Source organism: Rhodococcus sp. 05-340-2, assembly GCF_002258915.1.
GTDB lineage: Bacteria > Actinomycetota > Actinomycetes > Mycobacteriales > Mycobacteriaceae > Rhodococcoides.
In genome coordinates, this window is record NZ_NOYU01000039.1 from 270,575 (window position 1) to 294,566 (window position 23,992).

Below are 23,992 nucleotides of genomic sequence, written 5' to 3' on the forward strand. Positions count from 1 at the left end.
AGCCCGCGTCGGCGAGCACAACGAAGCGCGCACACGGGTGAACGATGTACGTCGCCCGATGGCGATGCATGCTTATTTTCAGTGGTCAGGAAACGGTGTTGGACGCTGCGCGGAGGCGCTGCAGTTTCTCAGCGCATGGAATGCCAAGTGTAACGAGTGTGCTGTAATTGTCTCGACCTTCTCTGCCGGAACGGTCACCGGCGCGTTGTGGGTCGCAGTGGCCTCGACGGTCGTCGGGTGTTCGGAACTGGTTCTTTGCGAGGCGCGATGGAAGACGTTGATGGACTGGCGGATCGGGAAATGCCCGATCTGACCGGCCACTTGAACTCGGCGCGCGAGGCTATCGGCTCGCCGAGTCTGCGGGCGATCGCCGCAGTGACCGACTACAGCCACACCACGGTGGCCAAAGCGTTCACCGTCCAGTCGGCGGGTCTGTCGTGGGCGGTGATCGAGCAGGTCTGCGCATCGGTGAACGCCGATCGCGCTGTGGCGCAGCAACTGTGGTGCGCCGCCAATCCGGGCGCAGAGGCAGTGCTACCGGACGCGGTAGATGCCTCTGATGCTGACAGCTCCGCGCAGAGCGAGGACTGCGCAGTGTCTCGGTCCGAGCTGCCGTCGACCGTCCCCGACACGAGCGGAACTACCGGCTCGTCGATACCTCTGATACTGCGCATGAGGTTGGTGGTGTGGGCAGGTCTGCTGTTCTGCGGCGGCGTCGGTTTGGTGGTGGTGCAAGCCGTGAACGGTGACGGCGGGCGCATGTCGATGCTGACCGAACTTGTGCAACCGGTGTTCATCGCGGTCGCGGCAGCGGTGTTCGGTCGGCGCGCCCTCGACTCCACGCGCAAGGGCGACCGCCTCGATGTTGTGTTCTTTTCGTTGCTGATGGCGGGGTCGCTGGCATGGATGCTCGGCAGTGTGAGCTGGCTGGTCGAGCGGTATCCGATGCACCGTTCGATCCCGGCTGGGCCGCTGTTCGATCTGTTCTTCGTCGTGTCCTATCTGTGTGCCGGGGCGGCTCTGTGGATTCGAGCCGAGCGATACGGCCTGGCCCGATGGCGGAGACGATGGCACAACGCAGTCACCGGGGTCGTGCTGGTTGCTGCTCCCTACGCGCTGTCGATCTTGCTGTTGTCGATTCTGAATCTGCGCAGCGACGCCATGGTGTTGCTGTACGCACTTCATCCCGCGGCCGATATCGCGCTGGCGATCGCTGCGTTGTCGCCGATGATTCACGGTCACCGGATACTCGGATCGGCGGTGTTGGCGACGGCGTTCGCGGCAGCAGCACTGTCGGATATCGGCGCGCTCGTTCTGCGAGCCGACCCCGACACGACCACCGTGCCGTCCGCAGCCGCCCTCGGGTATGTCGCCTTCGCCATCATCTTGTCGGTGTACGCGGTGATTGCACGACCGTTGCCGCCCACTGTGGTCGATCGCGTTCCCGTTCGCCGGGAGTGGCTCGACCCGCGCGATACCGTCGCGGTCGTGACCGCGGTGGCGGCTGTGGTGGCTCTGGTCGCGGCTGCTCTGGTGCTGAGCAGAACCTCGGCCACCGAGATCGCAGTGGTCATGATTGCGCTCACTGCCGTCACAGCCTCGGCGATAGCGACGCTGACGGCCGTTGATTCCCATTAGAGCCAGTCACCTGCGGGTTTACGCGTGAAGCCGCCCGCTCCTATCGATTGTGATGTGCGCCACATTGGATGATCATTCCGTGTGTAAACCGGTTGGAAAGCTCTGTTCACCAGCGTAAACGGAATTTCCGTGCTTGCGTGACAGAGCCCGCCAGGGGTTCGCTCTAGTTGTTCGCCGAGATGCGAACGGGACACCCGACATGACGAGTCCTCATCACGACGGGACCGCATCTGACCATGAGTACCGCTGATTCGGCCGGTTCCCTCGGACCGAGGCAGTGCACTTCCTGAACGAAGGCCGGTTCTACGATGCCGCGACAAACCGAAGAGCAGAACGTGCTGGAGTTCGCCCGTAAGTGGGAGCCCTACGGCGGCGCGGACGCCTCCGAAATCCTGTTGTGCTTCGGGCTCGACGTCGGCAGTTTCAAGGCCCGACTGCACCACACCCTGACGCGGCAGGCAGTGCCCGACCTCGATCCCGACCTCCGCTGGCGGCTCCTGCGCTACGCAGCCACCCGATGAACACTCTGCACCGACAGTTCGCCGCCGACCGGCCTGCCCCGGGCCGCGGATCGATCGTCTGCACACGTGCAGCAGCCGGTGCGTCACAGCTGTGACCGCGGCACGCTCCGAAGCCACATCTTGCTTTACCTACAGTTTCAACCCCGTCGCCACCTGAAAGCGAGCTCTGCCATGCCGAAGACGTTCACCCGAGCAGTCGTGGTCATCGGAGCTGCGGTCGCCGCGCTCATCGCCGCCGCGGACATCGCAGACGCGGAACCGGTAGACGGCCCGCTACCTGTCCCGTTCGACCTCGATGCCGTTCCAGCAGCACTGTTTCCCACCATTGCGCCACCCGGTGCCAACAATCCACAGTGCCGACCCAGTCCTGCGCACCCCAACCCTGTGGTCCTGATCAACCCGACCGCCACCACACAAGCACTGGCCTGGCAGACCGGTGCTCCGTTCCTTGCCAACAACGGCTACTGCGTGTTCACGTTCAACTACGGAAACCCTGCCTGGGCCTCTACGTCACCGATCCAAGCAACCGACGACATCCGCAGGTCCGGACGCACCTTGGCAACGACCGTGGATCGGGTGCTCGCCGACACCGGCGCGAGCCGGGTGGACCTGGTCGGCCATTCACAAGGCGGCGGAATCCTGCCTGCCTATTACATCAACGTTCTCGACGGGGCAGGCAAGGTGGACAAGTTCGTCGGCATCTCACCGAGTAACCACGGCACCACACTAAGTGAAGTCGTATACGGGCGCAGCCTGATTCCGCCCGTCGGGCGAGCCATTTACGATACCCTCGAAGCCTTGGCACCGGCATTCACCCAGCAAGCCATCGGATCGGACGTCGTGCAGGAGACCTACGCCCACGGCGACACCCGACCCGGACCCGAATACACCACCCTCATCACGAAATACGACGAGATCGTCACCCCGTTCACCCAGCAATCCCTCGACGGACCCAACGTGAACAACATTCTCCTGCAGGACGATTGCGAAATCGATCGATCCGAACACATCTCCACGCTGTACAGCCGCCGCGTCTGGCATCACGTTCTCAACGCGCTCGACCCCCTCCACGCCACACCTGTTCCGTGCATCCCCGTCGACCCCTTCTTTCCTAACGTGAAGTAGATGTTCGTGCCTTCCTGTGTAGGAAGTGAGCCGAAAGACCCTACCCGGGTGAATCTTTCGGGTGGCGAGGCTTCAGCACCCGCTCCCGTCCTGCGCTGTGCTACCCCTGTAGAAAACCGGCGGCCGTGATCGATTCATCGGTAATGTCCGGAACAGCAAGTGCGTTATTGATGACCGGCGCGTACGTCACAGGAGACTTGTATGCCCGTCGTCCTGAGCGGCAACGCGTGCACTCCGTCGCCGTCGCGCTGGCGGGAGCTTCGGCGGCAGCCGCCGTGGTGTTCGCCGTCACGGTCGACGACATCCTGGTCATCGCTGGAACGCTGGCCTTCGTCACGCTGGCTGTTCGCACCCTCAACCGTTCTCTTCTCGAGGTCGATGCCGGTCTGTCACCGGGTTCCAGTGTGGACGACAGTGAAACGCGTACGGGGTCGGCAACTCGGGAGGCGACGAAGCGTGACGATCCATGAACCTGCGTCATCTCGTCGTGGAGTGAGTCAGGCGCGTTCGCAGCGGCAAAAGCGTTGCTTCGGAAAAGGTTCGAATTCATGTGACATACGCACCGATGTTCGTTGTCGTTGTGGCTTAGCGAATCTTGGTGTGTAGTAGGTGCGATGAAGAGTCGGTGGTCGGTAGTGTCCAACCTCGGTGCCGTGCTGGTGCTCGTGGTGTCGGTGCTCGCAGGGTGCACGCACAGCGGCTCCGTTGGCGAGTCGTCGGAAACGGTCGATCGGCAGGACCCGGCAGCGGTGGTCCGAGCTTGGGTCGATGCGGTCGACGCCGGCGATTCGTCGACGGGTGAGTCCTTGGTCGCGGACGAGGGGTGGCAGGGAATGCAGGGTTGGTTCGACGCACCCCGTGCACACTTGGACAACCTCGAGATCGTCAGAGTTACCGAGGAAGACCCGACCCCGGGTACAGCCGCCGAAGGATATCGATTCGAGGCCTGGGTGTCGGTGCGCTTCGATCTCACCGGCGGCGACGGGTCCATGCACGAAGGGGCAACAACTTGGGGATACATCCTCGCACGGCAGGAGTCGTCGGATCCGTGGTCGATCGTGAGCAACGGCATGTAGCACCCCACTGCACCCCCAGTCGGGTAACGCTGTGTCCCAGGGAGGTTCATCATCCACGCGGACCGCCCCGCGCCTCGGACTCTGCTCGACGGATCTGTGCGGCAACCGAATCAATGTCGCCAATCATCGTCAACGCAGAAATGCACTCGGCGACAAGTGATTACACCCTGTTGGTGACGCCGGAGATCAGGTCGATCAGTCCATAGGGGGATTGTTCCCCCAGGCACAGGTCGAGCGTCTCATGTGCCTCGATTGCCACCGCTGCACTTCGGGTGAACATGGCCTCCTCGAAGTCGGGCAGGGCTGCGTCGAAGTTGTTGCGGTGAGCGGCGATCGCGCGACCGAGTTCGGCACCGTCGAACATTGCCAGATTCGCGCCGTCTCCGGATGGAGGCATCAGGTGCGCGGCGTCGCCCAGAAGTGTTACTCCCGGGGTGTGTTCCCAGCGGTGGTCATTGGGCAGCGTGAAGATCCTCCGGGGAACCAGCGCGGTCTCCCCGTCGGTGATCAACGCCGTCAATTCCGGTGCCCACCCATCGAACTCGGCTGCGACCGTTGCTTTGGCGGAAGCCGCATCGGTGAAGTCGATCGCGTCGATCCAATCGGCGCTGCGGTTGAGCTGAACGTACGTGTGCAGAATGCCGCCGACCTCACGGTGCACGGTGAGCCCCTTGCCCGGGCTGAGGGCGAACAGTGCACCACCACCGACTGCGCGGGCGGTGGCGGGGTGACGTGCGTCGACGTCGTGCAGGTAGGTCTCGATGAAGACGGTGCCCACGTACTCGGGCACAGCGGCGGAGAGCAGGGATCGGACTCGTGACCACGCGCCGTCTGCACCGACGAGCAGATCACTGACGGTGGTGCTTCCGTTCTCGAACTCGATTTCGTGTTGCCCGTTGCCCACTGGGCGCACGGAGGTGAGTTTGTGCCCCCACTGGACGGTGTCGGCCGGCAGTGAGTCGAGCAGAATGCGTCGCAGGTCCCCGCGCAGCACCTCCGGTCGACCTCCTGTGCCGTCATCGGGTTCGTCGAACAGGGCCTCGCCGTTCGGGTTCAGTACGCGAGTCGCTTCGCCTCCCTCGTGAATGATGGCGCGGAACTGCGCGGTGAGCCCGGCCGCGGCAAGCGCGATCTGCCCGTCGTGCTCGTGGATGTCGAGCTGCCCGCCCTGTGTGCGGGCGTCGGCCGTGGCGTCGGCCTCGTACACCGTGGCGGCGATTCCGTGAACGTGCAGTACCCGTGCCAGAACCAGGCCGCCGAGTCCTGCACCGATGATCGTGATGGATGTACTCATGGATGTCTCCGCCCGTTGTTGGAACACTGTTCCAAGCAAGAATGGAACAGTGTTCCAAGGATGTCAACTGGGGCAGAAATGGGCGTGGTGGACTTCGGCCGGTTCAGCCGCGGTCGATGCCCGCCAGGATGATGTCGAGACCGGCCTGAAACTGCTCTCGGTCGTCGTGGCCGGCGAATTGCGACGCGATCCGGGTGAGGAACGGATAGTCGCCCGTGTCCGTCACCGCGACGCGTGTGGAGTCGAGAAATGCCGAGCGGTCCGTCACCGTGGCGGCCAGTTGCATGCCGGCATCGCGCTGACTTGCAACCCCGATCGCGTGGAACAGCAGCACGGAAGCGGCGTCGAACTGCGCACTGTGCGGAACTCCGTGTGCGTCGAGTTCGGTGCCGATGCGGTCGAAGAGATGCAAAACGGCAGGCTGCCACTGAGCGGCGGAGAGTTGCGTGGCCACCCATGGTCGCGTGGTGATCAAGTCGAACACTCTCATCATCAGTCCGTGAACACCGGGTTCTGCCGCACCGTTCTCGGGCGATGAATCGAACACCGATGCCATGACGGTTTCGGCCGATGCCGCGAGCAGATCATCCCTGTTGCCGACGTGGTGATACAGCGCGCCGGGGCCTGTCGACAGACGTGCGGCAAGGGTGCGAAACGTCAAAGCGTCGGTGCCACCCTCATCGAGCGTCTCGATCGCTGCCTGCACGATGCGTTGTTTCGACAGAGCATCGGAACGTCGAGCGGATGCCGGCTTCCTGTTCGTCATGCGCAGATCCTGCCACAACTGGAACGTTGTTCCATGCCTGGATGCGATGCGATTCCAGGTGGGCCGAGTCGTGCTCGTCCCGTAGGGCAGCACACGCCAGGTCGATGGGATTCCGCGACACAGCCGCAGGGCTCATCTGATGTATGTCAGCGTGGCCATGACGTCCGCAGGGATTGTCCGGTAGTACCCGAATCCCGCTGCCCGTCGGCAGCCGTCGAGCTCGAAGGATACGAGGGAGCGGCCCGAGCCGTCCGGCCTGCGCAATTCGGTCGACGCGACGCGGGTACTGCTCTGATTGCACGCCGGCGCGAAAGGCGCGTCCACAAGGGATCGGATGACCGATGCGCTCTGCGCTCTGCTCAGCGTCGTCAGCGACCCGGCCACGGAGATGCCGGCGTCCGGTGGCGATTCGACCGTCGAAGCCGGGACCGTGCACAACTGCAGTTTGTCGACATCGTCTATCGGAGTCACCAATGATGGAGGAACCGGACCATCGGACGACTGTTCGCGTTCCACAGCGGCAGCCACGTCCTCGGGTGTCGTGTTCTCGAATCCGCCTACGTATGGACTGGATTGGCACATTGTGGTGTAGCGATCGTCGTAACCTGTCGCGTGAGACGACCGGGAGACCTCGGTGAGATCGGCGAGTGCTTCGATCGGCGTGTTCTGCAAACCACACGGGCTCGCGGGCCATGCGGGACGGAACGCCTCGCCGGAGTCGTTCACGAACCACAGACCGACTGGCGGATCCATCGCGTACATGCACGACGCCATGACGCCGTCGGGAAAACGCTCGGAATCCGCGGAGAATGCAGAGTCCACGGCATCGATGTTGCCCTCAAGTCGTACCGAATCCACTGTCATCGAACCGGATTCGTCGGTACCTCGCTCGCATCGCACAACCGCGACCGGCTGGAATGTCGCCGGCGGGTACCCCGGCTCCGGGGCATCGGATGTCAACGCTGGATCCCACGGCCCCAATCCGGTCAAAGCCGTGTAGATGTTCAGGGCCAGACAATCGGGGGATGAGACAACCTTCGCTGTCGGGGGCCGATAGGAGACGCTGCCGGTAAACGGGTTCAGATTGCTACACGCCCATGTGGTCGCGACAACGAGCCCCACCAGGAGTAGGCACGATCCGACGCGACTCATGTCGAAAGAGTAGTCGCACAGAACGCTCCACCCGAGGCCTCGGGCGTGGGGATTCCTCCACGGAGAACGCCGGAGTGGAGCAAAAACTGCCCAGCCCTACGAACCCCGAACCACGTCGTATGCCGGCTTGGCGCTGAAGTCCGAGCGCAGTAGTCCGTAGTTCTGCTCGGAGTCGCCGGGGTTGGTGCCCGAGTCACGCAAGGAGTGCACGAAGACCGGGCCGACGTAGGGCAGCGACGAAGCCTTGGCCAGGCTGGAGCCGATGATCGCGGCCTGTGCATCCTCGGTGACGGCCATGGGGCCGTTTCCGGTGGGTGCGCCGAGTTCGGTGATCCAGATCTTCTTGCCGCCGTCGCCGTTGGCTGCCATCGTGCCGTAGGCCTGATCCACCTGTGCCCATTGACCATTGGGGTCGTTCTCGACGGTGAAGGGGAAGGTGTAGGGGTGCATGGCGACTGCGTCCATGAATCCGCCCGCTCCGGCGGCGTACATCTGCTGCAGGAAGGTCACCGGCGCGACGGTCCAGGCTCCGGCGTTGATGGTGGTCGCCAGTCCGGCGCTCAGCACGGTCGCTCCGGCGTCGGCGTTGTGGATCGCGGGGTAGGCCGCGCGCAGCATGTTCGTGTACCGCACGGCGTCGACGGGCGCGAAGAAGGTGGGAATGTTGGGCTCGTTCCACACCTCGTAGTGGTCGACGCGCTCACCGAGGTGCGCCGCGGCAGCGCCGGCGAATGCACCGAAGGCATTGGGATCCAACGGAACTGCACCGGGTAGTGGTGAAGCGATGCCGCCCTGCGCCCATCCGGGCGTTCCACCCAGCACGGCCAGTACCGAGTAGCCCTGCGCCGTCGCAGCGTTGATCACGCGATCGGTGTTGCCCCAGTCGAATACGCCCGGTGCTGTCTCGATTGCTGCCCAGTTCACCACCACCCGGACCCACGATGCACCGATGTCGCGTCCGGCACCGAGTTCGTTGTTCAGCGTGGCGTCGTCGAGCGTCAGAAACGGTGCGCCACCGGTGAAGCCCAGGCCGGCAGGCGGTGCTGCATGTGCGACGGGCGTCGAGAGGCCGACGGCGATCGCGGCGGCTGCGGCAACGGTGAGCAGACGGGAGCGGAGGGTCATGGCGATCATCCTAAGGTGCTCGTCAGCGGTGCGCTGATCAGTGCTTCGACGGTGGAATGGGGTACACGGTCGTTCCAGCGGGCGGTGTTCAGCTCGTAGATCCGCTCACCTGCCTTGACGGCGGCGGTGCGGTCGAGCAGGTAGCGGCGGCATTCGGCGACGAACTGCTCTGTGTCGTCGAAGGTGGGCAACTCGAAGATGGAGTCGAGCGATCCGACGGCAGCCGAGGTCCCGACGACGGGTAGTCCCTTGCTGGCCGCGTCGAGGATCTTGACGCGCACGCCGCCGCCGGTGGCGACCGGGGCGATCAGCGCTCGGCACGTACCGAGGAATTCCTGCAGATCGTCGACGAAGCCGAGATCGCGAACTCCGGCAGGGTAGACGGGATCCTTGGCACCCGGGGCCTTCGCACCGATGATGCACAGTTCGGCACCGTCGATGCCCGCAGAGATCGCCGGCCAGTATTCGAGCGCGATCTTGAAGGCCTCCTGGTTCGGCGGCCAATCACGAGTCCCCATGAACACCAGGCGCTTCGCGGTCTCGGACAGGTCCAGTTGCGGCGCGGGTTCGAGAGTGAGGTCGATCCACCGGGCGTCGCGCACACCCTTGTTCCGGTACATCTGCGCCTCGTCGGCATCGTAGGTCCCGACGGCGTCTGCCGCACGGGCGACGCGAATCTCGTCACGCAGGATGCGAGGTGCCTCGATACGGCCGATCACGCCGCGCGTCACCTTCCACACCTGCGACTCGGTGTTGACGGTGTTGATCGCGAACGGCGACCCGAACTTCGACGAGCGGAGGAACGATTCGGCCATGTAACTGTGTTCGGCCACATACACATCCGATTCGGACGCGTCGATGGCGTCGCGGAAGGCGTCGACGTCGTAGCGTCCGTGCACCACCGAGCGCGTCGGCCGCATCGACTTCATCAGCAACCTCGCGTCGACCTTCGGCTTGGGGACGCGCACCACGTCGGGGGCCACGTCGGTCTCCTTGGACAGGCAGATCGAACGAACCTCGAATGCCTCGCGGGCGAGCTGCATCATCAAGCGAGACAGTGCGATATCGCCGCCGTGCTCGGTGACGGGGTCTTTGGACAGCAGGAAGGTCGCGCGTCTCATTGCGTCACTTCTTCTTTCACCGCATCGCGGTACAGGGCGCGCATGAACCAGACGAGCAGTACGGCGTCGGTGACCACCGAGGCCACGGCCGCGCCGACGGCACCGAAAGGGAACAGGCACAGGACGAGAACCATCTTCAGCGGTGCCAGCGTCGCTGCTGCCAGCACTCGGGTGCGGTCGCGGTGCTGCAGGTAGAGCACTGTGGTGAACACGTGGTTCATCACTCGCATCACCACGAACAACGACATCACCACCAGTGCACCCGCGATCTGCGGGGACGCCGGCGTCAGGAATAGCAGGAGACCGGCCACCAACAGCAATGAGCCGGCGGCGCAGCCGAGAACCGCGGTGTGCTTCAAGGCCGGTCCGGCGCTGACGAGTCCGTCTGCTGCGCGCAGCTTCTCGTGGAAGGTGTTGCCGAATGCCTGGCCGATGAAGGCCACCGCCCAGGCCGTCACTGCAGCGACGGAGTAGTAGCCGGCAATGGTGGAATCGGTGAGGAAGCCCAGGAGCAACACGTCGCCTTGGATGTAGACCGCGTTGGCGAGGTTCTCCGAGAACAGCATCGACATCTCGCGCCAGGATCCGGGGACGCTCGGCGCTGCACCGCGCGTCCGTACCGCGGCCATCACCGCGATGACGAAATACGGTGCGGCATAGAGCAGGCTGGCGACGGTCAGCGTGGCATCGGGAACGGCGAACAGGTACGCCGTCGCGAGCGCGATGGACGTGGCCTGGCGTGTTGTGTCCAATCGCTGGGTGAGGTCGGGGCGGCCGTCGCGCAGCGCCCTGCTCTTGTAGGCATTGAACACCAGCTCGCCGCCGCCGATCACGAGGGCGAACCAGGCGATGTAGTTGACCTGTACCAGGCACAGGCCGCCGACGATGAGAACTGCTCCGGCGAGCACGCGAGTAGTGCGCTCACCCAGAAACTCTCGTTCGCTCACGCGAATCGAGCGCACGGTGAAGGGGTGATCCAGCGGTGCTGCGATGATCGCGGCGAGGGCGAAGGCCATCGCGTACTGGCCGTAGTCGGAGATCCCCAACTTGGCGATCAGCGCGATGGTCCACAGCAGACCGATGCCGCGGCCGCCGTAGGTCCACAGAGCAGCAATTCCGGCCTTGAGCAGATTGGCGTTCATTGAGCCGCCCACACGGAGACGAAGTCCTCGACGACGAAGTCTGCGGTGTGGGAGATGCGAAGCGCCTCGACCTCGCGTCGAAGTTTGCCCAGCGCAATCGGATCGGTGATGAGGTCGGCTGTGGCGTCGGCAAGTTCGGCGACACCTCCGTCGACCACCAGGGCTCCGCTGTCGGACTCGGCGAGAGCGCCGACCTTCAGGCAGGTCACCGGAGTCTGATACGCGATTGCTCGCGTCACGACCGAGGATGCGGGGAATGCATCTCCGTACACACTCCGTTTGCCGTAGGGCAGGACCAGTGCGCGGATGGAGGCGAAGAAGGCGTCCTCGTCCGGTCCGTTCACCTCGCCGAGGATGTCCACGCCGTCGACGGGATCGAGCAGTTCCGTTCCTCGTCCGGCGATGCGGATCGCGATGTCGCGGGGGAGGCTGTCGCGGAGCTGTTGGATCTGGTCGAAACCTTTGCCGCGATAGACCAATCCGAAGAGTCCGACCGCAAGGGGTCGCTCCTCGGCTGGGGTGATGTCGGGGCGCGCGGGAACGAAGAGGGCACTGGCCTTGGCGGTGGCGTCGGGATATTCGCGCGCGAGTGAGTCGGCACCGGAGCGGGTCAGAGCGAACAGCGTTCGGCTACCGGCCACCCGGCGTTCGAGGGCCCGCCATCCCGACCGAAGCGGGTAGTGCAGGCCATGATTGAGCACTTTCTTGCCCGCGAGGAATTTGGTTCGAGCGGGCCACCAGACCAGTCCGGGCGGGTCGTGCACCGTCGCGGTCACAACCGGGTCGCCGGTGAGTCGGGCGGTTGCCCAGAACGGCATCACCGAGCCGCCACTGAGTTCGCAGTGCACGATGACACGGCCCGGGTCGGCGTCGACGAATTCCTGAATTGCTCTGCGGTGACGCAGAATATCGCGCACCGAGTGCGATCCGGGTCCCTCGTGGCGATACTCGATCACCTCGGCGAAGTGTGGCCGAACGGCGTCGGCGAAATCGTCGGCATAGTCGCCCACGCCGCCCACCCCGGATCGGGGGGCGACGTAGACGAGTCGGCAGTCACGCAGGATCATCAGTAGAACAGCGGCCGATACTTGGGGCGGTAGGCGAGCGCCTTGGGATCACGCATCGCTCGCACCTTTGCGGGCACACCGGCGACCACCTCGAGTTCGCCGACATCTGCGCGCACCATCGAGCAACCACCGACGACGGCACCGCGGCCGAGGGTCACACCGCTGAGAAGGGTGCTGCGACTGGCGATCCACACGTAATCGCCGATGACACAGGGCTCGAGAATCGGTGTGAATTCGGGGGAGTTGTGATCGTGGTATCCGCCGATGATGTGGGTGTCGCTGGCGATGACGACGTTGCTGCCGATGGTGATTCCGCCGCGGGCGTCGAGCATGCACCGGAACCCGATGGCGCAGGCGTCACCGATGGTGAGGCCCTCGGGATCGAGGATGGTGGTGCCGCGGAAGATCGAGGTGTCCTTGCCGATCGTCGCACCGAAGGCGCGCAGGAAGTTCTGCCGAATCCAGTGTGACGGAATGTAGGTCACGATCATGTTGAAGCCGAGGGTGCCGATGCGATTGCGCAGCTTCCGCTTGAACGTGATGTCCTGCATCTTGTAGTTGGACACGTCGTAGAGCTCGTTCTCGGGCTTTTCCACCGCTGTCATGCTGCAATCTCCTCCGTCATGTCGAACTCGATCATTGCGCGGACCACCTGATCGAACGTCTTCGTCGGTTCCCAGCCCAACACGTTGCGGGCCTTGGAGGCGTCGCCGACCATTCTCGCCGAATCGGTGGGTCTGAGCATCTCGGAGTCGCTGCGCACGTACTCACGCCAGTCGTCGATGCCCACTGCCTCGAAGGCGGCGGCCACGAAATCGGCGACGCTGTGGGCCTGTCCGGTGGCGACGACAAAATTGTCGCCCTTGCCGTACTCGGCCATCGCTGCCATCGCCTGCACGTAGTCCGGAGCCCAGCCCCAATCGCGCACCGCAGTGAGGTTGCCGAGTTCGAGCGTGGACTGGCGTCCACGCGAGATGGCGACCGCTGCCTTGCTGATCTTGCGAGTGACGAAGGAATCCGGTCGCCGCGGTGACTCGTGGTTGTAGAGAATGGCATTGGTTGCTTCGAGCCCTCGTGATCGATACACATCGACCATGTGGTGACTGAGCGCCTTCGATGCACCGTAGGGCGATGTGGGTGCGATTCGGGTCGTCTCGCTCTGCAGCGAGACGCCGGATCCGGCGAAGATCTCGGCACTTGATGCGTTGATCATCACGATCCGCTTTCCCGACGCCTCCTGGTGGGTGAAGCAGGCATCGAGCAACGCCGCTGCAGAGACGCCGTTGACCTTGGTGGTCAGCACCGGGTCGTTCCACGACCGCCATACCGAGGAGATTCCGGCGAGGTGGAAGACGTAGTCGGGCTCGATCTCTCGGACCAGACCCTGTACCGTGCCGGTCTCGCTCAGATCCACTTCGTGTCGTACGACGAGCGCGTCGATCGGGTCGCCATCGACGCCAGGCTTGGAGACGCCGTGCACTGCCCAGCCGCGGCCGAGTAGCAGTTCGGCGAGGTAGCTGCCGTCCTGGCCTGCCACTCCGGTGATCAAGGCGGTTGGGTGTGGCCCGGCGTTCACGCGATCTTGACTGTGTCGGGGGACTGTTCGGCGAGGTCGTTGCGCACCATCATGGCCACCAGTTCGGGGAAGGCGACCTTGGGCTTCCAGCCCAGTGCTGCTTGCGCTTTCGACGAGTCGCCGACGAGTAGGTCCACTTCGGCGGGCCGCAGGAAGCGCGGATCGATCTTGACGTAGGGCTCCCAGTCGTCGATGTCGACGGCAGCGAAGGCATGGTCGAGGAGTTCGCGAATGGAGTGGGTCTCACCGGTGGAGATGACGTAGTCGTCGGCCTCGTCCTGTTGCAGCATCAGGTACATGGCTTCGACGTAGTCGCCGGCGAAACCCCAGTCGCGCTTGGCGTCGAGATTGCCCAGCGAGATCTCGCTCTGCAGACCGAGTGCGATCCGGGCGACGGCCTGGGAGACCTTTCGGGTGACGAATTCCGGTCCACGCCGGGGTGATTCATGATTGAACAGTATCCCGGAGCTGGCGTGCATGCCGTAGGACTCGCGGTAGTTGATGGTCATGTAGTGGCCGTAGACCTTGGCGACACCGTACGGCGATCGGGGCCAGAGCAGTGTGTCCTCGCGCTGGGGTACCTGCTGCACCTTGCCGAACATCTCCGAGCTGGATGCCTGGTAGAAGCGAACCTGCTTGCCCGCCACCTGCTCGTACAGCCGCGTCGATTCAAGCATGTTCAGCACTCCGCCGCCGGTGACGTCGGTGGTGAGGCGGGCGTTCTCCCAGGAGTACGCCACGAAGGAGACGGCTCCGAGGTTGTAGACCTCGTCGGGGTCGGCCACGGCGAACGCACGCATCAGCGCGGACAGATCGAGAAGATCCCCGTGCAGAATTTCGACCTGGGGTAGTACTCGCTCCAGCATCGGAGCTTTCGGATTGTTCTGTCCGCGAAGCAGACCGAACACTTTGTACCTCTTGCTGAGCAGCAGCTCGGCGAGATAGAGGCCGTCCTGTCCGGTGATGCCGGTGATCAAAGCGCGCTTGGTCATCGCGACGCCGTCCTCTCGATTCGTTCTGCATTGATCTCGGATACTGCGGAAATGAGTTCGGCAGCGAAGCGTTCCTCGCTGAACTGCTCCACGTGTGCCTGAATCTTCAGTGGTTCCCAGGCCGTCCGTTCGAGAGCGGTGACCGCGTCACGAATCGAATCCGGTTGTGGCTGATCGAAGTACACCCCTGACACGCCTTCCTCGACTGTGTCGAGAAAACCGCCCCAGCGGAGCACGGCGCTGGGTTTGCCGTGGTAACCCGCTTCGATGGGGGTCAATCCGTAATCTTCATAGCTCGCGGCGATCAAACCGTTACACCCTCGGTAGAGCCAGGTCATCTGTCCCGACGTCAGATCGCTGAGCATGAGAACGTTGTCGGACTTCAGCTTTCGCAACCGGTCTGCCTCGGGTCCGCGGCCGACGACGATCAACTTGCGGTCGGTGCCGGCGAATGCGGCCATGACCTTGTCGACGTTCTTGTACGGCAGCAGTCTGGAGATGCAGAGGTAGTAGCCGGCGTCGTCGAGCCATGTGGCTGCCTCGGGGATCGACTCCGGCGGCGCGGCCTCGACGGTGAACGGGGCAGGCACCACCGTCGACCGGATGCCGTAGGCGTCGGTGATGCGCTGCTGTATCACGGTGGAGATGGCGAGGTACCGATCCGCCGACAGTGCCGCTCGCTGGTCCCAGCAGCGCAGCGGCCACGAGAGCGACTTGAGCGCAACACGTTTGGCCGGGCTACGACTCTCGCCCAGATACATCTGCGACTCGTACAACCAACGCGCAGGTGAATAGCAGTAGACGAGCTTGCGGCCGGAGGTGTGGAAGCCGTGGGCCCAGCCGCTGGTGCTGGTGAGCACCACATCGGCGTCGATCTCGATGGACGAGGACGCGAAGGGCAGCAGTGGAAGTGCGGCGCGGTGGTTCTTGCGCAGGAAGCCGACCCGGTTCAGTGCCGACGGGCGAACGTCGAGTTCGGAGAATTCGGGGAACGTCGTCGACGGCTCGAAGAGCGTGGTGTGGATGGGGGCGTCGGGGAAGGCGCGGGCCATGGCGAGGACGACCTTCTCGGCACCGCCTCGTTGGGTGAGGTAGTCGTGCGCAATCGCGACGCGAAGGCCGTCGGTCATATTGCCGCCCGAACTACTGTGGATGTAACCAGCTGTGACACAACACTATCCGTCTTCATGAGCTACCCATCGTGTCGGTCCGTACTCGAGTGGAGCTAGGGCATCCCGAAACGCCAGATGACGCTCCGGCGTGCGACGGTGCACGACAAGAGCGTCGAATTCAAGGCGTCCCCCGACGAGACGTGCGAACACTGGACATAATCCTGCCACGAAGAGTCATTCGTTCGCGCTATATGAATATCCGTTTGCGGAGGAAATAGATAGCGCAAAGTGAGGTGGTTCACAACGCAAAATAATTGATCGATAAAACGAAACCGCGCCTTTGCGCAGAGTTAACGTGGCCGCAATGATGGCGCCGGGAAATGGGCGCACTGAACCCAATGAAAAGGGGCGTGCGGTTTGTGAATTATCGATCAGCTGATCGATTGAATTCAGCGAGTGACGGTCGCTCCGACATACGGTGTCCAGGTGATCGCGCCGTACTGGAACGTCACCCGTACGCCGCCGCCGTACTGCGGCATCTCGTCGCTCGTTGCTGGCCCCAGGGTGGGATCCCAGGCGCTGTAGATGCCGCCACCGATGTTGTGGGTACCACCGACGGCGGTGGAGAACACACGTAGGCCGAAGGGGCTGTCGAAGTCCTGGTAGGTGCCGTTGAACGGAGTGGTCGGGAGAAATCCGGTGGCGCGTATCGATTCGGCCACGGCGCGAGGAACGGCAACGAAACCGGTGGGCATCTCGTAGAGAACCGCGTCCTGGCGGTACTGCGCCCACGTATCGCGAACGGGGAACACCGGTCCCAGTACTGCTCCTGAGTTGTTCGGAGCAGCAGCGAATCGGTTGTACTCGGCAGTGCGCGGGATGTTGTTCTGCAGCAGGCTCATCAGGCCCCACAGTGCCGGTTTGGCACCCCAGTTGCTCTCGAGCAGGCCGAACGTGTCTTCCGGATCATTGCTGCCGGTTGCCTTGTCTCGCATCGTGTAGAGGAAGATCGGCCCGGTGTACGGCAGCTCGCGCCACTTCTGGATGAAGTCGGTGATCATCACGTTCTGCTGATCTCCCGACACCGCGGAGGTGGGAACGCCGTACTCGGTGGCCCAGATCTTCTTGCTGCCGTCGCCGTTGGCGACCATGGCCGCGCGCATGTCCATGACCTGCCGGGCCGGTGAATGCTCGACGTAGGGTCCCTCGGAGAACTTCAGTGAGTATTGATACGGGTGGTAGGAGAGCGCGTCGAAACTGCCTGCAGCACCTGCCGCGTACATCTGGTTGGTGAAGTCGACGGGGTTGACGATGCCCCATCCCTGTTCGGCTGCGCCGAGGACACCGCCGACGACCGTTGCGGCCGAGTCGGCTGCCTTGATCTTGGGGTAGGCGGCTTTGAGTAGGGCGGTGTACCCGGCCGCGTCGGGTTGCGGCCCGTAGAACATCGACCCGTTGGGCTCGTTCCAGATCTCGTAGTCGGCCACCTTGCCCTTGTAGCGGGCGGCGACCTTGCCTGCGAAGTCGCCGAACGCCGCAGGTGATGCCGGGCGGGTGTTGATGGGTTGATTGACCGGGGAGGTCGCCCACGGCGGGGTGTACGCGATGATGCCCAGCATCGAGATGTTCGCTGCTCGAAGCTTGTTCACGACGCGATCGACGGCCGTCCAGTCCAGCTGATTCTGGGTGTACTCGACGGTGGACCACGGAATGGCGATGCGCATCGATGTGGTGCCCATTGCCGTCATGAATTGCACGGTGGTGTCCAACTCCGCGTCGGAGGCCCACAGCAATCCGCCGCCGTCGGAAATGCCGACGCCGGGTGGATTGGGGGCCGCGTCGGCGCGGGATGGGCCGATGAGGTGATCGGGTGAAGTGATGACGGACGTGACTCCGAACGAGAGCCCGGCAGCGACGATCAAAACGGTTGTCGCTGACATTACTGCGCGAAAGCCACCGCGAAAGTGAACCATCTTCAATTCTCTCCACCAGGGGGTCCGTACCAACATTCGACGGGCCGGTGCGGGAATCATTGCACCTCGAGCGCGCTTTTGTACAAATCACAAAAAGCGGACCGATAATTATGAAACTGCTGGTCGAGAACCTCCGGCCGAAAGCAAGCTTTTCGTTTTCGTACCCTCGTTGTTGTCGCCGTCGGGCTTGGTTTCAGACGTCTTTTCCCACGCGTAGACGACGAATGCGAGCATCACGGAAAAGGCTGTCGTGGTGGAGGGATTGCTGACGACGGGAAAGTCGAGTTGCAGCGCGACCACCGAGAAGCCGATGAAAGTGCCGCCGTAGAAGCCGAGTTCCCAGCGTCCCGATCGCAGCATCCGGTAGCCCACGACGGCACCGGCAACGAGAATTGCGATGAAGGCGAGGCCGGTGAATATGCCGCCGCGGTAGACGGTCAACAGTGGCGAGTTGGCGACGAAGTTCACCTCGAACGCGGTGGCGGGATCGACGAATTCGGGCCGGCCCCAACCGAGGCCGAACAGCCAGTGGCCTTGCATGTGGCCGGGGAATTCGGCCAGTGCATCGCCGCGTGCGCTCGAGCCTGCGTCCTCGTTGCCGAAGGACGAGAAGACGCGGCTGCGCACGCTGGGTACTGCGAGCGCTCCGATGAAGGCCACTACGAATGCGCCGACGATCGCCAGGCGTTCCCTGGTCCGCAGCTGTTGGAACGCGAACATCAGTACTACGCCGAACACCACCGAGAACAGGGCCGCTCGCGACAGCGTCAGCACGATCGACAGGAACAGCAGAGCTCCGAGAGCGGTACGCAGGTATCCCCGCAACAGCAGGATGCACAGCATCAGCGCGAGGACGAAGCCGATTCCGGCGGCGTTGGGGTCGATGTACGTCCCTGCCAGGCGAACCGAGGTGGCTCCGGTGGGGCTGTAGACGAACCGCGTGCTCTCCTCCTCGGTGCCGTATCCCAGAATCGACAGGTAGCGAATGAGTTTGCCCGCGGGATCGCCGACGAAGATCAGCAACGCGAACGCAGCGGCGGCCGACGCTGCGTAGACGTAGATCCTGCCGAACATTGCCATTTCGTCCCGCGGCATTCGCAACAGGCACACCACCATAAGAGTGGATATGAGCCATTTACCGAATTCGAAGAAATCACCGAGTCCGGTTGCCATGACGACGACCGACAGTGCAGACAGAACGATGAGCGCAATGACGGTCGTTTCGGGCCATGTGATGCGGCTCACTGCTGTGCGGTGAATCACAGTAGCGAAGATCGTTGCGACAGCGAAGGTGAAGACCAACGGCGCGGGAGTACCCGGTACGTAGCCGAACGGGAGCGCCCCCAAGCAAAAGGCAAGAGCGCGAGTCAAATACAGCGGATGACGTAGGCCGATGTACGCCCCCACGGTCAGTGCGACGAGGGCGAATGCCCCCAATTTCGCTGGAGTTCCGCCGACGATCATGGCGAATGTAACGAGAACGGGGATTGCCACGATGGCGACCCATCCGACCCGCTGCGTGATGCTCATGGGTTCTGATGTTGTCACGCTTTCACCTACTCGCAACATGTACGCCGTGCCGAATCCTTCGCTGCGCTTTATTCTTTGCCCTTGACCGTCGGTTATTCGATAGGAGCATTCGTGGAGATTCGAGAGTATTGGCGGATCCTTCGCGCGGGTTGGTGGATCGTCGCTCTCGCGACGGCCATCGGTGTCGCCGGGGGGTATGCCTACACGTTCTTCACGACGCCTCAGTACCAAGCGTGTGCTCGTTTGTTCGTCACCACCGAAGGCGGCAGTTCCGTCGGTGAGGCGTACCAGAACAATCTCTTCTCGCAGGAACGCGTGTCCTCCTACGCCGGATTGGCCACCAGCACACAGGTTGCACAGCGCGCCGTCGATCAGTTGCAGCTGCAGCAGTCTGCGGCAGAACTGCGGTCCAGGATCACTGCGACGCCGATCGAGAAGACGGTGTTGCTCGACCTGTGCGCCACCGATGCAGATCCCGCAGTCGCCCAGGCGTTGACCAACGCGGTCGCCGGGCAGCTGACGCAGGTGGTGCAGGAACTCGAAACATCCCAGCGCGGCGGCAACCCCGCGGCCGGTGCCGCCATCGTCGATCAGGGTGACGTTCCGACGGCACCGATCGGCATGGGCCTGTTCGTCGCCCTCGGTCTCGGCGGCGCGGTCGGCTTCGTGGTCGGCCTCGCCCTCGCGTTGCTCCGTGGTCTGATGGATCGCTCCATCCGCGATCGTCCACGCGCCGAGGATGTCTCGGGCCGCGTCGTACTCGGTGGTCTCCCGGTGGATTCGACGCGTCCCACCGTGCCGGTCGCGTCGATGGCGACGATGGGTGAACCACTGCGCATCCTGCGCACCAACATTCGCTTCCTCGGTGGCGGCTCGCCGCCGCGTGTCATCACCATCACCAGCGCGGCCTCGGGCGAAGGACGTACCAGTACCGCGATCGACCTCTCCGCCGTTCTCGCCGAGGCCGGGCACACGGTGCTGCTCGTCGGCGGCGACTTGCGAAGCTCCACCCTGGGCACCCGCTTGGGTATCGAGCAGAACAGCGGCTTGTCCACCGTCCTCTCCGGCGAGCACAGCGTGGACGATGCCATTCAGAACGATGTGTTCGACGGTGTGTCGGTGCTTCCTGCGGGGCCGGTGCCGCCTAACCCGAGTGAGTTGCTCGGATCGGATCGCGCTCAGGAGGTGCTGGAAGCGCTGCGCGGCCACTACCGCTACGTCATCGTCGACACCCCGCCTCTGCTCGATGTCACCGACGGAGCGATTCTCACTGCATTGTCCGACGGCACAGTGGTTCTCGCGCGCACCGGTCGCACCACGCGTGACAAGCTGCGACGTGCGATCAAGGCAATCGACGGCGTCGGCGGCACCGTGGTGGGAGTGGTGACCACCTTCGAACCCGCGGCCCGACGCCTCCTCGGTGGCAGCTCCGCGGCGGACGACTCCGGTGAAACGCCGGCTGCTGCAGAGAGTTCCACTGTCCCGTCCGCGCAAGCAGCTCCATCCGGACCCGCCCATGCCGCGGCCGTCAGGCCGAAGCCGGCGAAGAACGACTCTGCGACGTCCTCGGCGAGTAGAGGATAGCTCCTATGTCTGGTGGGTGGACGGTCCGAGTCGGCGTCCTGGTGACCGCAGCCGTGGTGTCGATCTCCTGCTCGCAGCAGGCTCCGATCGTGCTGCCGCCCGGCGCGCAGACGGCTCCCGTCACGGCCTCTCCGGCGACGTCGGAGCCGCCGCCGCCGTCCAATGTCGGTGGTACCGAGCCGGGTTCGTTGATCACGGCCGAGCCGATCGAGGACATTGCAGCAGACATCACCGAGTTGGGGGCTACCGCGATTCGTGTGGTGTACCGATCTACGTCGGGAGTCACCGGGGAGCCGACGGAGGTATCGGGCACCGTGGTGATCCCGGGTGGCACCGCGCCCGAGGGTGGCTGGCCGGTGGTGTCCTACGGCCACGGTACGACGGGTGTGCTCGAGGCGTGTGGGCCGTCGAGGTACGCCAACCTTCTCGGCAGTGCCCCCATCGTGGCGGCGCTGGTGCTCAACGGCTTCGCCGTTGCCATGACCGACTACCAGGGGCTCGGGCTCGGTGGTTCGTATCACCCGTACCTGGACTCGAAGACGTTCGGCTACAACATGATCGACGCAGTCCGTGCGGCCAGGAACTTCATGCCCACCCTCAGTTCGCGGTGGGCCGCCTACGGTGTCTCGCTCGGCGGCATGGCGGCCTGGGCGGCAAGCGACCGCAACGCCGAGTACGGCGGCGGGCTCGAGCTGGTGGGCACCGCGGCGATGGTGCCGGTCTCGGACATGTCCGGCCTGGCCGACGCCGCCGCGAATCAGACACTGACGCGGGCCCAGTACCCGCTGCTGATGTACGCGCTGCACACGTTGGCGATCAGTCATCCCGAGATGAACCTCGACGACTACCGATCCGGGTTGGCGCGGGAGCGGTGGGACGACTTCATGGAGTGTGTACCGCCGAAGTCCGACGACGTGCCGGGGCTCTTGGCGGGTCTGCAAGCAGCGGACCTGACGCCCGTCAGCGTCGAAGCGACGGATCGTCTGCGCGGCTACCTGGCGGATATGGCGCTGCCACAGCAGCGTTCGTCGACACCACTGCTTGTGATGTACGGCAGCGAGGACGATCTGATTCTCGAACCGTGGACCGAGAAGGCGTTGCAGCGCGCGTGTGATTCCGGAGACCTCGTCGAGTACGAGCTGCATCAGGGCGAGGGACACGGCAATCTGGACAGCAGTCGGTCGCTGCCGTGGGTCAAGGGCATGTTCGCCGGTCAACGACCGGTGAACACGTGCGAGCTGAATCGATGATCGCCCCCACGGGTGTGCCGACCCTCAAGGACTACGGCCGTATTCTGTTGTCCGGCTGGGCATTGATTCTCGCCGCGGCGATACTGTCGGCTGCTGCCGGGTGGTTGGCGACGCAGTTGGTCGAGCCGACGTACACCGCAGCGTCTCGGGTGTTCGTCACCGCGCCCGGTCCCACGTCGCCCAAGAATTCGCTCGACGGCAATCGCGGGTCACTGGTTCGCGTCGAGACGTATGTTCAGTTGGCCACCGGGGAGCAGGTGTTGCGACGTGTCATCGCCTCGCAGGGGTTGGCGGTCGAACCGGAGGCGCTGAAGAACGACATCACGGTGGTGCCCACTCCGGGCTCGGCCTTGATCGAGATCTCGGTGGTGAACTCCGAGGCAGACCAGGCTCGGGACATTGCCAATTCTGTTGCAGTGCAGCTCATCAAGCTCGTCGGTGAGATCGATCTGGGTGCCAATGGGGCGGTGTCGGCAGTGACACTCGTCGACGCGGCCACCACGCCAGATTCGGTGACCACACCCAAGCCGACGAGCAACATGATTCTGGGGGGAGTGATGGGCACGATCCTGAGCAGTGTGCTGGTTCTGGCATTCGGAATCGCACGCGACTCGATCGACCATCGCGATCAAGTAGAGAACATCGTGAAGCAGGCGACCGCTGCCAAGCGGACGTCTGCTGTGGAGGGGGTCCGATGACACTGTCGCGAACGAGCCGAGTAAGCCGAGCAAGCGGTGCCTGCGCACTGGCCTTGATCCTGGCGACGTCGGGGTGTTCCTCCGACGATCCGCCTGCCGACCCGTACTCGGTGTCGCAATCCGCAGCGTTCGGTGCCACGCTCGACGCCGATTACGGTGAAGCGGGCCCCGGTTCGCTCGAGAGTGCACAGCAACTGCTCACCATCGATCGCCGGGTCAGCGCGGTCTCCTCGGTCGCCGCTCGGGTGGTCTACTCGTCCACCTCGGGCGTGGACGGGTCACCGCAGCGCGTCTCGGGCACGATCTTCGCACCGGAAGGCACACCGCCCGAGGGCGGTTGGCCGATCATCGCGTACGGCCACGGCACCACCGGCGTGCTCGAGGACTGCGCACCGTCGACCGATCCCGAACTGCTCGGCAGCTCGCAGATCGTCGCAGCGCTGGTGCGATCCGGGAATGTCGTCACGGTGTCGGACTATCAAGGACTGGGGCTGGAGGGTTCCTATCATCCCTATCTCGACGCCCGTACCGTCGGCAACAACCTCATCGACTCGGTGCGGGCCGCCCGCAAGCTGATACCCGAGGCGTCCACCAAGTGGGCAGCGTTCGGCGGGTCCCAAGGCGGTCAGGCTTCCTGGGCCGCCAACGAACTCGCCGGCAGCTACGGTGAGGGCCTCGACCTGGTCGGCTCGGTGAGTTTGGTACCGGCGGCCGATATGGTCGGCCTGGCGGAGGCCGCCGCGAACGGCACGCTCACCGACGATCAGAAGCCGCTGCTGCAATGGGTTCTGGTGGGCCTGGCCCAGTCTCACCCCGAGCTGGACCTGGACGACTACCGCAGAGGCATCGTCGCCGAGAAGTGGGACGAGCTCTCGGCGTGTGGCGGCGCTCTCGCTGCCGATCGGACGTCCCTGGCGGCGCAGATCAGCGACGACGATCTGCGTCCGGCAACCCCTGACGCGACGGCGAAGCTCGCGGAGTACCTGCGGCAGATGAGCTTGCCGATGTCACCGGCCGCTGCGCCGATGCTGGTTCTCTACGGCGGCAAGGACACGTTGATCTCGCAGGCGTGGACCGAGGCCGCCATCGCGGCCGGCTGCGCAAGCGGAGACACGATTCAATCTGTGCTCCAACCGAATTCCGGTCACGCAGACATCGACGGTGCTGCTGCGTTCGGATGGCTCGAAGACCGGTTCGCCGGCACCGAGGCCATCAGCTTCTGCCCGCCTCCTGCGTTATGACCCTTCAGA

24 protein-coding genes are annotated in these 23,992 nt (G+C 64.0%); 11 read left to right on the plus strand and 13 right to left on the minus strand.

Going from position 1 to position 23,992, the window contains the following annotated elements:
- Positions 1 to 37: 37 nt before the first annotated feature.
- From CH271_RS28545 to CH271_RS29670, 7 genes are all read left to right on the plus strand, one after another.
- Complete coding sequence (locus CH271_RS28545) at positions 38 to 313, plus strand: hypothetical protein (RefSeq protein WP_143546112.1); 276 nt, start codon at positions 38 to 40, stop codon at positions 311 to 313.
- Positions 301 to 1,638, plus strand: a complete 1,338-nt coding sequence (locus tag CH271_RS24955; RefSeq protein ID WP_143546113.1) for a hypothetical protein — start codon at positions 301 to 303, stop codon at positions 1,636 to 1,638. Before CH271_RS28545 ends, CH271_RS24955 begins: the two co-directional genes overlap by 13 nt.
- 308 nt (positions 1,639 to 1,946) lie before the next feature.
- Positions 1,947 to 2,159 carry a hypothetical protein gene (locus CH271_RS24960; RefSeq protein ID WP_094635317.1) on the plus strand — a complete coding sequence of 71 codons (213 nt, stop codon included), beginning with the start codon at positions 1,947 to 1,949 and terminating at the stop codon, positions 2,157 to 2,159.
- A 171-nt stretch (positions 2,160 to 2,330) separates the two neighbouring features.
- Positions 2,331 to 3,284: an esterase/lipase family protein gene (locus tag CH271_RS24965; protein WP_094635318.1), complete on the plus strand. Its 954-nt coding sequence runs from the start codon at positions 2,331 to 2,333 to the stop codon at positions 3,282 to 3,284.
- Between the two features lie 143 nt (positions 3,285 to 3,427).
- Positions 3,428 to 3,754 (plus strand): hypothetical protein, encoded by a 327-nt coding sequence (locus CH271_RS24970; protein ID WP_143546114.1) that lies wholly within the window; start codon positions 3,428 to 3,430, stop codon positions 3,752 to 3,754.
- Positions 3,755 to 3,898: 144 nt separating this feature from the next.
- Positions 3,899 to 4,360 (plus strand): hypothetical protein, encoded by a 462-nt coding sequence (locus CH271_RS24975; protein ID WP_094635320.1) that lies wholly within the window; start codon positions 3,899 to 3,901, stop codon positions 4,358 to 4,360.
- A 31-nt stretch (positions 4,361 to 4,391) separates the two neighbouring features.
- Complete coding sequence (locus tag CH271_RS29670) at positions 4,392 to 4,520, plus strand: CGNR zinc finger domain-containing protein (RefSeq protein WP_179274709.1); 129 nt, start codon at positions 4,392 to 4,394, stop codon at positions 4,518 to 4,520.
- On the opposite strand, the gene CH271_RS24980 is transcribed toward CH271_RS29670, so the two are convergent.
- From CH271_RS24980 to CH271_RS25040, 13 genes are all read right to left on the minus strand, one after another.
- Positions 4,521 to 5,654 (minus strand): FAD-dependent oxidoreductase, encoded by a 1,134-nt coding sequence (locus CH271_RS24980; protein WP_094635321.1) that lies wholly within the window; start codon positions 5,652 to 5,654, stop codon positions 4,521 to 4,523.
- A 103-nt stretch (positions 5,655 to 5,757) separates the two neighbouring features.
- Positions 5,758 to 6,420 (minus strand): TetR/AcrR family transcriptional regulator, encoded by a 663-nt coding sequence (locus CH271_RS24985; RefSeq protein WP_094635373.1) that lies wholly within the window; start codon positions 6,418 to 6,420, stop codon positions 5,758 to 5,760.
- Between the two features lie 132 nt (positions 6,421 to 6,552).
- Complete coding sequence (locus tag CH271_RS24990) at positions 6,553 to 7,284, minus strand: hypothetical protein (protein WP_256986546.1); 732 nt, start codon at positions 7,282 to 7,284, stop codon at positions 6,553 to 6,555.
- Positions 7,285 to 7,668: 384 nt separating this feature from the next.
- Positions 7,669 to 8,697, minus strand: coding sequence for a hypothetical protein (locus CH271_RS24995; protein ID WP_094635374.1), 1,029 nt, complete (start codon positions 8,695 to 8,697; stop codon positions 7,669 to 7,671).
- Positions 8,698 to 8,702: 5 nt separating this feature from the next.
- Entirely contained in the window at positions 8,703 to 9,818 is a 1,116-nt protein-coding gene (locus CH271_RS25000; protein WP_094635323.1) for a glycosyltransferase, read from the minus strand.
- On the minus strand, positions 9,815 to 10,960 hold the full coding sequence (locus tag CH271_RS25005; protein ID WP_094635324.1) for a polysaccharide biosynthesis C-terminal domain-containing protein: 1,146 nt from the start codon (positions 10,958 to 10,960) through the stop codon (positions 9,815 to 9,817). The genes CH271_RS25000 and CH271_RS25005 overlap by 4 nt, the downstream gene beginning before the upstream one ends.
- Entirely contained in the window at positions 10,957 to 12,027 is a 1,071-nt protein-coding gene (locus tag CH271_RS25010; RefSeq protein ID WP_256986547.1) for a glycosyltransferase, read from the minus strand. Before CH271_RS25010 ends, CH271_RS25005 begins: the two co-directional genes overlap by 4 nt.
- Positions 12,027 to 12,632: an acyltransferase gene (locus CH271_RS25015; RefSeq protein ID WP_094635325.1), complete on the minus strand. Its 606-nt coding sequence runs from the start codon at positions 12,630 to 12,632 to the stop codon at positions 12,027 to 12,029. Before CH271_RS25015 ends, CH271_RS25010 begins: the two co-directional genes overlap by 1 nt.
- Positions 12,629 to 13,603 carry a GDP-mannose 4,6-dehydratase gene (locus CH271_RS25020; RefSeq protein ID WP_094635326.1) on the minus strand — a complete coding sequence of 325 codons (975 nt, stop codon included), beginning with the start codon at positions 13,601 to 13,603 and terminating at the stop codon, positions 12,629 to 12,631. The genes CH271_RS25015 and CH271_RS25020 overlap by 4 nt, the downstream gene beginning before the upstream one ends.
- Positions 13,600 to 14,595 carry a GDP-mannose 4,6-dehydratase gene (locus CH271_RS25025; RefSeq protein ID WP_094635327.1) on the minus strand — a complete coding sequence of 332 codons (996 nt, stop codon included), beginning with the start codon at positions 14,593 to 14,595 and terminating at the stop codon, positions 13,600 to 13,602. The genes CH271_RS25020 and CH271_RS25025 overlap by 4 nt, the downstream gene beginning before the upstream one ends.
- Complete coding sequence (locus tag CH271_RS25030; protein ID WP_094635328.1) at positions 14,592 to 15,725, minus strand: glycosyltransferase; 1,134 nt, start codon at positions 15,723 to 15,725, stop codon at positions 14,592 to 14,594. The genes CH271_RS25025 and CH271_RS25030 overlap by 4 nt, the downstream gene beginning before the upstream one ends.
- A 431-nt stretch (positions 15,726 to 16,156) precedes the next feature.
- Positions 16,157 to 17,647, minus strand: a complete 1,491-nt coding sequence (locus CH271_RS25035; RefSeq protein ID WP_230596252.1) for a cellulase family glycosylhydrolase — start codon at positions 17,645 to 17,647, stop codon at positions 16,157 to 16,159.
- Between the two features lie 141 nt (positions 17,648 to 17,788).
- Positions 17,789 to 19,228, minus strand: a complete 1,440-nt coding sequence (locus CH271_RS25040) for an O-antigen ligase family protein (RefSeq protein ID WP_256986548.1) — start codon at positions 19,226 to 19,228, stop codon at positions 17,789 to 17,791.
- A 93-nt stretch (positions 19,229 to 19,321) separates the two neighbouring features.
- Between CH271_RS25040 and CH271_RS25045 the strand changes: the two genes are divergently transcribed.
- Genes CH271_RS25045 through CH271_RS25060 form a run of 4 tightly spaced genes read left to right on the plus strand, consistent with a single transcriptional unit; the run spans position 19,322 to position 23,983 of the window.
- Positions 19,322 to 20,794 (plus strand): polysaccharide biosynthesis tyrosine autokinase, encoded by a 1,473-nt coding sequence (locus CH271_RS25045; protein WP_094635329.1) that lies wholly within the window; start codon positions 19,322 to 19,324, stop codon positions 20,792 to 20,794.
- A gap of 5 nt (positions 20,795 to 20,799) precedes the next feature.
- Complete coding sequence (locus CH271_RS25050; RefSeq protein ID WP_094635330.1) at positions 20,800 to 22,044, plus strand: alpha/beta hydrolase family protein; 1,245 nt, start codon at positions 20,800 to 20,802, stop codon at positions 22,042 to 22,044.
- Entirely contained in the window at positions 22,041 to 22,742 is a 702-nt protein-coding gene (locus tag CH271_RS25055; RefSeq protein ID WP_094635331.1) for a YveK family protein, read from the plus strand. Before CH271_RS25050 ends, CH271_RS25055 begins: the two co-directional genes overlap by 4 nt.
- Positions 22,739 to 23,983, plus strand: coding sequence for a lipase family protein (locus CH271_RS25060; RefSeq protein WP_094635332.1), 1,245 nt, complete (start codon positions 22,739 to 22,741; stop codon positions 23,981 to 23,983). Before CH271_RS25055 ends, CH271_RS25060 begins: the two co-directional genes overlap by 4 nt.
- The last annotated feature ends 9 nt before the right edge of the window (positions 23,984 to 23,992 follow it).